Origin of the sequence: Devosia sp. (assembly GCF_040509215.1) — a bacterium.
Classification (GTDB): domain Bacteria; phylum Pseudomonadota; class Alphaproteobacteria; order Rhizobiales; family Devosiaceae; genus Devosia.
Map to the genome: position 1 here is coordinate 1 of NZ_JBEVLL010000335.1, position 9,835 is coordinate 9,835.

Consider the following 9,835-nt stretch of genomic DNA (forward strand, 5'->3'; position numbering starts at 1 on the left):
ATGAACGTCATCTCGGGCGCCGGACACGACGCCTGCTGGGCCGCCAAAGTCGCGCCCGCAACGATGATCATGTGCCCCTGCGTCGGTGGGCTCAGCCACAACGAGGCGGAGAACATCTCAAAGGAATGGGCGGCCGCGGGGGCGGATGTGCTGCTGCACGCGGTGGTTGAGACGGCGGAGATCGTCTCGTGACTTTCGAGCGTAGTGAAGGCCCCCTCACCCGGCGCTGTGCGCCGACCTCTCCCTCAAGGGAGAGGTGAAGGAATAAAAATGTCCGTTCTGACTATCAAAGACGTTACCAAGCTCTTCCCCGGCGGCACCAAGGCCGTGGATTCCTTCTCGCTCGAAGTGGCGGATGGCGAACTCGTCTGCCTCCTCGGTCCCTCGGGTTCGGGCAAGTCGACGCTCCTCCGCATGGTCGGCGGTTTCGAACAGCCGACTTCCGGCCTCATCACCATCGACGGCCAGGACATCACCCACATGCCGCCGGAAAAGCGTCCCACCGGCATGGTGTTTCAGAGCCACGCGCTCTGGACCCATATGGACGTCTTCAAGAACCTCGCCTTTGGCCTGAAGCTGCGCCGCCTGCCGGCCGACGAGATCAAGCGCAAGGTCGAAGCCGTGCTCGAACTCGTGGGCCTCGGCGGCTACGGCACCCGCCGCGTCACCCAGCTCTCCGGCGGTCAGCAGCAGCGCGTGGCGCTCGCCCGCTCGCTGGTGCTCGAACCGAAAATCCTGCTCCTCGACGAGCCCTTTGCCAGCCTTGACCAGCACCTGCGCGAGCGCCTGCGCGAAGAAGTCCGCGACATCCAGCAGCGCGTCGGCATCACCACGCTCTTTGTCACCCACGGTCAGGACGAAGCCCTCTCCATGGCCGACCGCATCGTCGTCATGCGCGATGGCCGCACTGAGCAGATCGATCGCCCCGACGTCGTCTACCGCGATCCGCAAACCCCCTTCGTCGCCGGCTTCATCGGCACGATGAACCTGATCGAAGGCACCGTCGCCAACGGCACCTTTAGCCGCGCCAGCTTCAACCACCCGCTCGCCGTCGCCGACGGCCCGGCAACCCTGGCCATTCGCCCCGAAGCGCTCGACCTCGTTGCCGCCGAACCCGGCGCCGCAAAGGTCCATCGCGTCACCGACTATGGCACCCATGGTCTCCTCGATCTCAACCTGCCCGATGGCACGCGCGTAAAAGCCATGGTGAACCACCCCGGCCAGTTCAGCCACGGCCAGGGCGTCAATCTCGTGCCCCGCGCCGTCGCCGCTTACCGCGACAACGCCCAGATTTTCCGGAGCGAAGTATGAGCGATCCGCTTTATCTGGAGCAGGGCGGTCACCGCACCTGGCTCAAATGGCATCGCGGCCGCCGCACGGCGTCGGACCCTGTCTTCACCGGCAGCCGCATTCTCGAAGCCATGCGCCTCGGCGCCAGCGTCGAGGTGGACCTGGTTATCCACGCTGACCACGGCTGTGCTATCCTCCATAACTTCTCGCTCGAGGAAGAGACCACCGGGTCCGGCCTTGTGCGCAAAACGCCGGCCGCAGTTCTGCGCGAATTGCACCTGCGCGGCACCGACGGGCATCCCATCGCCGACAAGGTGATGCTGCTTGAAGATCTCTGCGCCCTCCTCGCGCAGAACCAGCCGCATCCCGATGCGCTGCTGCAGCTTGATTTCAAGGAAGATTCCGCCGCCCTGACGCCCGAAGTGATCGCCAATTTCGGCGCCACCGTCGGCCCCGTCGCGCGTTCACTCATTCTCTCGGGCGGTGACTTCCACGCTATCAGTCTGCTAGCGAATTCGGCCCCCAATCTGCGCACCGGCTACGACCCCTGCTACGGCGAATCTCTCGCTCGCTTGAAAGCCACGGGCGACTTCAAAACCTTCATCAACGACGCGCTCAAAACCGCGCCCGATGCCGAAATGATCTACCTCGCCTACGACATCGTCCTCGAAGCCGATGCCGCGGGCTTTGACATCGTCGCCCCCATCCACGCTGCCGGTCGGCGCATCGACGCCTGGACCATCCGCACTGTCGACGACACGACAATCCCCAAAGTCCGGCGCCTCCTGGCGCTCAAAGTCGATCAGATCACCACCGACGATCCCGAGGGGCTGAAGGCGGCCCTCGAAAAATGACTCACGATTACAACGCTATTCTCGCCGACATGGTCGCCACCACCCGCGAAGCCGGTGCGCTGACCCTCGAACACTTCAAGCGTTTTCGCGATCTCGAGATCGGCGTAAAAGGCCCCGGCGACTTCGTCTCCGATGCCGACCGCGAGTCCGAAACCCTCATCCGCGACCGCCTGCTGTCCCGTTATCCCTGGGGTCTGACGGGGGAAGAATTCGCCCCCGCCGAGCGCGACGACGAAACCCATCGCTGGCTTGTCGACCCCATCGACGGCACCACTAACTTCTTGAATGGCCAGCACTATACGATCACCATCGCCCTGCGCCGTGGCAACGAGACGGTGTGCGGCCTCGTCTACGATCCCGTCGCCGACGAGATGTTCACCGCCGTAAAAGGGCAGGGCGCCTTCCTCAACGGCGAGCGCCTCCATGTTAGCCGCTCGACCGACGTCGCCATGATGTGCGTCGGCACCGGCCTGCCCACGCCAAATCTCTCACTACATCCAGGCGCTTACGCCCGCCTCGACGCCATCCGCGCCCCCATCGGCGCCGTCCGCATCGTCGGCAGCGCCGCCAATTCCTGCGCCTGGGTCGCCTGCGGCCGCCTGACCGGCTATTTTGAAGAAACCGGTTTTGTCGACACGGCAGCCGGCATTCTGCTGGTGGAAGAAGCCGGCGGCGTGGTCACCGACTGGTGGGGCCGCGGCCCGGAAACCTTCGAAAAAACCGGCGTCCTGGTCGTCGCCAACAAGTCGACCCACGCCTATCTCCTCGACCACCTCCGCGACGTACCGCAGAAGAATCCGGCCGCCTGAGGCCTCCGACTGGAGCCGGCCCGAGAGCCCCAACGTCTCCCCTCCATCGTCACCACCGGGCTTGTCCCGGTGGTCCATGCGGAGGCGAGATGGATTGCCGGGACAAGCCCGGCAATGACGACCGTTCGGGCATCGACGCCTAAACAACCACCGTGTCATCCCCGCGAAAGCGGGGATCTCCATTTCGGAACCGGGGAGGAGTCCTACCCCACCTGCCGCAAAATCGCCGCCGCCCGATCGCGCAACGGCTTGTCGATCATCTTCCCATCAAGGCTCACCGTCCCTTCGGTCGCCATCACCGCCCGCGCCCACTCGATCTCCGCCACACTCGGCGCAAAAGCCTCATTCAACAGCGGCACCGCCGAAGGATGCACACAGGTCGCCCCATCAAACCCATGCCGCCGCGCCTCCCGCGCCGCCTCGGCAATCGCCTCCGTATCCGCATAGTCGGCAATCGACCGCAGCAACCCCAGCGAGCGTTTTCCCGCCGCCTTGGCCGCATAATGCACCAGCAGTTTCGGCATGCGCAGCACATCCGGGTCCGGCACCCCGCCCAGCTCCAGCGCAAAATCCTCACTACCTAGATTGATCGCAGCCAGCCGTGGATGCCGGCAAATCGCCGCCGCATCCAGCACCCCCGCCGGACTTTCAATCGTCGCCAGCACGGGAACATCAGCCCCGCCATGCCGCCGCATCATCGCATCAAGTTCATCCACGACAGCAACCGAATTGGCCTTGGGGAAGACCAACCAGTCCACCCCCGCCGTCAGCGCCGCCGCAACATCCGCCTCCGACCCGGAATTGACCCGCACCGCCACAGCGCCCGAACCCTGCCGCAGGCTCTTCACCGCCCCGGCCAGATTCCCCCGCGCAAAATCCTTGTGTTCCTCGGGCACTGCATCCTCAAGATCAAGAATAACCGCATCCGCCCCCCGCAAATGCGCCTTGGCAATGAACCGATCCTGATCGGCCGGCACGTAGAGCAGCGAACGCATCAGGCGACCCTCCGGAATTCTCCGTCAAACCCCAGTTCAGTCAGCAATTCGTCTCCATGCTCATTGAGCCCCGGAGCCGGCCGCCGAAATCCTCCTGGCGTCCCCGAAAGTCGCGGCAAGACATTGTGCATTGGCATATCGCCAAACTCTTCATCTTCAAGCGCCACGACAATTTCGCGCTCCTGAAAATGCGCGTCGTCCATGGCATCGCCGATATTGTAGACCGGTCCCACCGTCGCCCCGGCCGCCCGCATTTCCGCCAAGGCGGCATCCCGGGTCCGCGTCGCAAACCACTCGGAAATCGCCGCATCCACCAGATCGCGGTGCTTCACCCGATCCGAATTGCTCGCAAAGCGCGGATCGTCATTCATGTCCGGCCGCCCGATAATCTCAAAAATCCGCCGCGCCACCGTCTGCGTCGAGCCCGACAGCGCAACAAAGCCCCCATCGGCACAGCGATAGACGTTCCGCGGCGAGGCCGTGTTCGACGCACTCCCCACCCGCTGTTTGATTTTTCCAGTTTTCGCAAAAATCCCAGCCTCGGGCCCCAGCACCGAAAACATGGATTCGAGCAGCGACAGATCGATCACCTGTCCCCTTCCACCCCGCACATCGCGGGCATAAAGCGCCGTCATCGTCGCGGAAGCGCCATAGACCCCCGCAATCATGTCAGCCAGCGCCAGAGGCGGCAGCACCGGCTCGCGATCCGGAAACCCTGTCCGATCCGCAAAGCCGCTCATTGCCTCAACGATGGTCCCAAACCCCGGCAGATGCGCATAGGGCCCGGTCTGCCCAAACCCCGAAATCCGCACCACGACCAGTCGCGGATTGCGCTCCAGCAAGGTCTCCGGCGCGAGCCCCATCTTTTCGAGCGTCCCCGGCCGAAAATTCTCGATGAACACATCGGCCGTATCGATTAATTTCAGCAGCACATCCATCTGCGCCGCCTCACGCAGATTGAGACAGATCGACCGCTTGTTGCGCCCATAGGCCTTCCAGAAAAAGGAGTGCCCATCCTCCTTCCAGTCGCGCAGCGGATCGCCCTCGGGCGGCTCCACCTTGATGACATCGGCGCCGAAATCGCCAAGCTGCAGGCTCAGCATATTGCCCGCCATCAGCCGCGACAGATCGACAACGCGAATGCCCTCCAGCGGCCCCGTCGCCGTGCCATCAAACCGAAGCTGCGCAAAATTCACCGGTCGAGCCTTTCCCCGCTCGCCTTGTCAAACACCAGCACCTTTGCCGGATCGATCCCGAGGCCAATCTTCTGGCCCGGCGACAGCAGCTCCGCATCGCGAATAACGACGCTGATCTCCGTCTGTCCAATCCGCGCCCGCACTTCCTGCGCTTCGCCCGTCGGCTCCACCACCAGCGCTTCGGCGGCAACGCCGCCCGCAGCCAGCCCGATATGCTGGGGCCTGATGCCGTAGATCACAGGCGTGCCCGCCGGCAGCGGCAACGGACGGGGAATTGGGAGCTTTTCCCCGCCCGCCAGGGCCACACTCGAGACATCAGGCCCGAGCGTTGAAACCTCAAGCAGGTTCATTTCCGGCGAACCGATAAAGCCCGCGACAAAGAGATTGTTGGGATCATTGTAGAGTTCGAGCGGCGCGCCAGCCTGTTCGATCTTGCCGCCATTGAGCACCACAATCGTGTCGGCCATGGTCATGGCCTCGGTCTGGTCGTGCGTCACATAGACCGTGGTCTTGCCCAACCGCTGATGCAGCGCCTTGATCTCGCCGCGCATGCGCACGCGCAGTTTCGCATCGAGATTGCTCAGCGGCTCATCGAACAGAAACGCCCGCGGGTTGCGCACAATGGCGCGCCCCATGGCGACGCGCTGCCGCTGCCCACCGGACAGCTCCTTGGGCAATCGATCAAGCAGGTTTTCAAGCCCCAGGATCGCCGCCGCCTCGGCGACGCGCTTGTCGCGCTCGGCCTTCGACACACCAGCCAGCCGCAGCGCAAAGCTCATATTGTCGGCCACCTTCATATGCGGATAGAGCGCATAGGATTGAAACACCATGGCAAGGTCCCGCTCCTTGGCGGGCATGTTGTTGACCACCTTGCCGCCAATGGTGATCTCGCCGCCGGAAATCGGCTCCAGTCCGGCAATCATGCGCAATAGCGTGGACTTGCCGCAGCCCGAGGGCCCGACCAGCACCACGAACTCGCCCTTTTCCATGGTGAGCGACAGGTCCTTGATGACCGTCACGCCGCCATAGTTCTTGCTGACATTGCGGAGTTCGATTTCCGGCATTTTTCTGCCTCCTACTTTTCCGTCACGGCAAAGCGGTCAACCGCCATGCGGCCCGCCGATCCAAGCCGCAGCCCGGACATGCCATAGGCAAAGGTCTTGTCCGCCGCCGAAGCCAGCGCCTTGCCGTCGATCGATAGCGCCAGCTTGTCGCCCTCAACAGTAAGCTCCACGCGATAGACGCGCCCGGCTTCCGGCTTGAACGGCACGCTCGCGAGCACCGTCTGCCCAAAGTCATGCTTCACAATGACCGCTTCGCCGTTCTGGAACCCAGCCGCATAGAACCGCCCCGTGCCCTGCACACGCGCCGTCACCAGTTGCGATTGCCCGGCCAGCGCTTCGAGATCGGCCGACACCGTCACATCGCGGCTATAATAATGCCCGGTCCACATATCGGCATCGCTCGACGCATGGCCATGGATGCGGCCAAACTGCTTGGTCCAGTGCCCACGGTTCCAGGTAAAGCGCGAAATCGCGCCCCATTCCTGGATTTCTGTCGCCGGATCGATCGTCAGATGCCCCGGTCCCGACACGCTAAAATCGGCAAGGAACAGGCGCCCGAGGAACTTTAGCCGACCAAAATACTCGACCGAAATGCCGATCTCGTCGATCGCCTCAACACCATCGGGCACGACAAATTCATAGTCCTGCCAGCCATCATGGGAAGGCACATGCCACGCGCCGGTTTCCTCGATGGTCCCGCTCATGGCGCGACGCACATAGGGCGCAATACGCAGATTGCCGTCACCATTCCACGGATCGAGCCAGAGTTTGAATTTGACGACCTGGCCTGCGTCAACCACCGGCGAGAACATCGGGCGATAGCGCTCGTCGTCAAAATCGCTACGACGATAGAACGGCTTCCAGAAAATCCGCCCGCCCTGTCCGCGCTCCAGCCGATCGAGTTGGATCTCCAGCGACCCGCGCGACCCCTCGACATGCCGCTCGTCCGAGTGCTTCAGGCTGATCTGATTGAAGCCTTCGGTCCTGAAACCATGCGTCGAACCCGGCAGGTCGAAATCGAACCGCAGCCCGCGCCGCGTAAAATCTTCCAGCCACAGCGCCGGCACATCGCGCCCGGCAAGTTGCAGCGCCAGCACCGTCAGCTCCCGCGCAAAGCTCGGAATATCGACGATATTGATCGAGCCCACGATGCCCGAAGCAATCAGAAAGTCGCTGATCGGCTTGCGATACTTATCCCAGCCCGCATCGAGCCCCTGGAACGTCCCGACGATGGCCGCGGCATTGCCCGCATTACAATCGGTATCCCAGCCCGCCATGGTGGCGATCTCGGCCGTGCGGGGCAGGGAGCCTGCGCCATAAAGGATCGACATGATGGTCACGCCGGCATTTGGGATGATGTGGCAGACGCCGGGATAGCGATCATAGCCCCAGTCCGCCGTCAGCATGCCGCGGCAAAGCCGCCAATTGTCAGGATTCGCCTTATGGAAATCGATCACTGCCCGGCAAACTTTTGCGTAGGTCGAGTTGGCATCGATCTCAGCCATCGCCGTCTCGATGATCTCGTCGATGCTCTTGGCTTCAAAAGCCGCCGCGATCGCCGCCGCGCAGAACCGCGCGCCATTGAGCCCATCGCCATCATGCGCCACCGAAGCCGCCATGGCCGACATTTCGGCCGCGCGCTTGGGATTGCCCGGGTTCACCCAGCCCCAGCTATCGATGAAAATCTGCCCGCCGATCTGCTCGGCCACGGTCGTGCCATTGGTGGCAATCGAGCCCGAATGCGGCGCCGGAATGCCGGCCTGCAGGTTCTTGTAGGCGGTGTGCTCGGTCGAAACGCCAAACCCGCCCCACCAATACATGCCATGCTCTTCGGCCGCATAGTTGAGCCAGGTCTTGCCCACATCCTCGGCCGTGCAATCGAGCCCATAGTCGCGCAGCGCGCGGATGAAATAGACCGGGCCATTGGTGTCGTCGTCAGCGGCAAAATTCTTGAAATCGCGGAGATATTCCGTCACCTCGCCATAGGTCTTCTGGATGCGATCATAGCTCCAGATGGTCGGCTCCACAGGCGCGCCAAGCCGCACGCCGATGGCCTTGGCGATGAAGCCGGCATAGATCTTTTCAAGGATTTGTTGTTCGGAGAGCATGGGCAACTTTCAGGCGAGATTGAGTTGAGCAAAGGCCTCTTCGCGGGCGCGGGCAGCGGCGCGATCAGCGGCAATGATTTTGGAAGCCGTCGCCGCAAAGGCGTCAGCCGAATTCATGAGATCAAGGCGATTGGCCGAATTGAGCTGGGCGAGATCGGCTGCGTCGATAACGGCCTCGCCATGCAGCGCGCCCAAAATGGCGCCGGCCATGACGCCGATGGAATCGGTGTCGCGCCCCGAATTGATCCCGTCCTCGATCGAGGTGCGGAAATTCCCTTGGTTGAGGAGGCAGAAGCCAAGCGCCAGCGGCAATTCCTCGATCGCCTGCAATCGGCTCGGCCGATAGGCATCGGTTAGCCGCCCGACCTTTTCTGGCATGTGGTTGACGTCGTCGCCCATCACCGAGAAGGGCGCGATGGCCGCGTGAAATGCGTCGCAAATCTCGGCATGCTCCGCGCCGCTGCCGCGCAACCGATTGGCCACATCGGCAATCTCGGCAATGGCGTCGCGCGTGCCATCTTTGGCGAGCCCCAACACGGTCTCGACCACGCCTTCAATGGTTTTTCCCGGTACGAAAGCCGCGGCCACTGCCGCCGCCGTCACGCCAGCCGCTTCGAGCCCATAGCTTTCCTGATGCCCGGCGGCAAAGGCGATCGCCTCGTCATAGGCCGCCCGCGGATTGGCCGCATTGGCGACCCCGATCGGGGCGATATACATAGCCGCCCCGCAGTTCACCATATTGCCGATCCCGCCCTGGCGCGGATCGCAATTGGACAATTGGTGCCGCTGGAAAATCCACTTTTCGGGATAAAACAGCCGGTCGATCAGCATGGCTTCGCGCTGCAATTCCGGCACCCAGCGCGGCGTCCAGGCGATCTGCTTGACCATGCCATCGGCCATGTCCCAGGCGTCGAGATGCCGGCCGGTATCGGCATAAATATCCATCAGCGCCAGCGTCATCATCGTATCGTCGGTGATGATGCCATCGCCGCGCACCCGGTGGTTCCGCTGTTCGGGCGGCAGGTCCATCTTGTGCCAGCGCGTCATCACCGATGTCACGCGGCCATAGCGCGCCCTGATCTGCGCCGCCGACAGTTTTTCAACGGGCGCGCCCAGCGCATCTCCCAGGGCAATGCCATAAAGCATGGCCCGAATGCGGGACTGGAAGGATGGGGTCATGTCGACTCCGACTCTTTATATTTCAGTTGTCGCCGGGCTATGACCCGGCGCTTGCCGCGTTCTATCAGTCGACACCCTCCCCCTTGTGGGGAGGGATCGAGGGTGGGGGTAAGCCACGAGCACAAAGCCCGCGGCCTACCCTCAATCCTTACTCGCCCAACACAGTCCGGGCGTGCTCGGCCATACGCTCGCCGCCGGCAGCGTTGTACTCGGCGACAAACGCATTCCACTGGTCGATCCCGGCTTCGCCAGTGACAAACTTGGCCACCCACGAGCGATAGACCTGCTCGGTCGCATCGACATCGGCGGCGTATTCGGCCGGCCAGACAAAGGCATTGTC

The 9,835-nt window shown here is 63.1% G+C and carries 9 protein-coding genes and 1 pseudogene; 4 read left to right on the forward strand and 6 right to left on the reverse strand.

Translation table 11 applies throughout. From position 1 onward, the window contains the following. The 4 genes from ABW043_RS19040 to ABW043_RS19055 form a co-directional block, all read left to right on the forward strand. Positions 1–192, forward strand: a 192-nt coding sequence (locus ABW043_RS19040; RefSeq protein WP_353922779.1) for a M20/M25/M40 family metallo-hydrolase, incomplete at its 5' end; no start/stop codon positions are given. 78 nt (positions 193–270) lie between these two features. Next, complete coding sequence (locus tag ABW043_RS19045; protein ID WP_353922780.1) at positions 271–1,311, forward strand: ABC transporter ATP-binding protein; 1,041 nt, start codon at positions 271–273, stop codon at positions 1,309–1,311. Continuing rightward, entirely contained in the window at positions 1,308–2,144 is an 837-nt protein-coding gene (locus tag ABW043_RS19050) for a glycerophosphodiester phosphodiesterase (RefSeq protein ID WP_353922781.1), read from the forward strand. Before ABW043_RS19045 ends, ABW043_RS19050 begins: the two co-directional genes overlap by 4 nt. Continuing rightward, on the forward strand, positions 2,141–2,953 hold the full coding sequence (locus tag ABW043_RS19055) for an inositol monophosphatase family protein (RefSeq protein WP_353922782.1): 813 nt from the start codon (positions 2,141–2,143) through the stop codon (positions 2,951–2,953). Before ABW043_RS19050 ends, ABW043_RS19055 begins: the two co-directional genes overlap by 4 nt. Before the next feature lie 203 nt (positions 2,954–3,156). Here the strand turns inward: ABW043_RS19055 and ABW043_RS19060 are convergent, their stop codons facing one another. The 6 genes and pseudogenes from ABW043_RS19060 to ABW043_RS19085 all read right to left on the reverse strand — a co-directional run. After that, positions 3,157–3,948, reverse strand: coding sequence for an HpcH/HpaI aldolase/citrate lyase family protein (locus ABW043_RS19060; RefSeq protein ID WP_353922783.1), 792 nt, complete (start codon positions 3,946–3,948; stop codon positions 3,157–3,159). Continuing rightward, on the reverse strand, positions 3,948–5,144 hold the full coding sequence (locus ABW043_RS19065; RefSeq protein WP_353922784.1) for a CaiB/BaiF CoA transferase family protein: 1,197 nt from the start codon (positions 5,142–5,144) through the stop codon (positions 3,948–3,950). The genes ABW043_RS19060 and ABW043_RS19065 overlap by 1 nt, the downstream gene beginning before the upstream one ends. After that, complete coding sequence (locus ABW043_RS19070) at positions 5,141–6,208, reverse strand: ABC transporter ATP-binding protein (RefSeq protein WP_353922785.1); 1,068 nt, start codon at positions 6,206–6,208, stop codon at positions 5,141–5,143. The genes ABW043_RS19065 and ABW043_RS19070 overlap by 4 nt, the downstream gene beginning before the upstream one ends. Positions 6,209–6,219: 11 nt before the next feature. Further along, positions 6,220–8,316, reverse strand: coding sequence for an ADP-ribosylglycohydrolase family protein (locus ABW043_RS19075; protein WP_353922786.1), 2,097 nt, complete (start codon positions 8,314–8,316; stop codon positions 6,220–6,222). Between the two features lie 9 nt (positions 8,317–8,325). Further along, on the reverse strand, positions 8,326–9,495 hold the full coding sequence (locus ABW043_RS19080; protein WP_353922787.1) for an ADP-ribosylglycohydrolase family protein: 1,170 nt from the start codon (positions 9,493–9,495) through the stop codon (positions 8,326–8,328). A 148-nt stretch (positions 9,496–9,643) separates the two neighbouring features. Beyond that, positions 9,644–9,835, reverse strand: a pseudogene (locus ABW043_RS19085) (extracellular solute-binding protein); the annotation flags it as partial.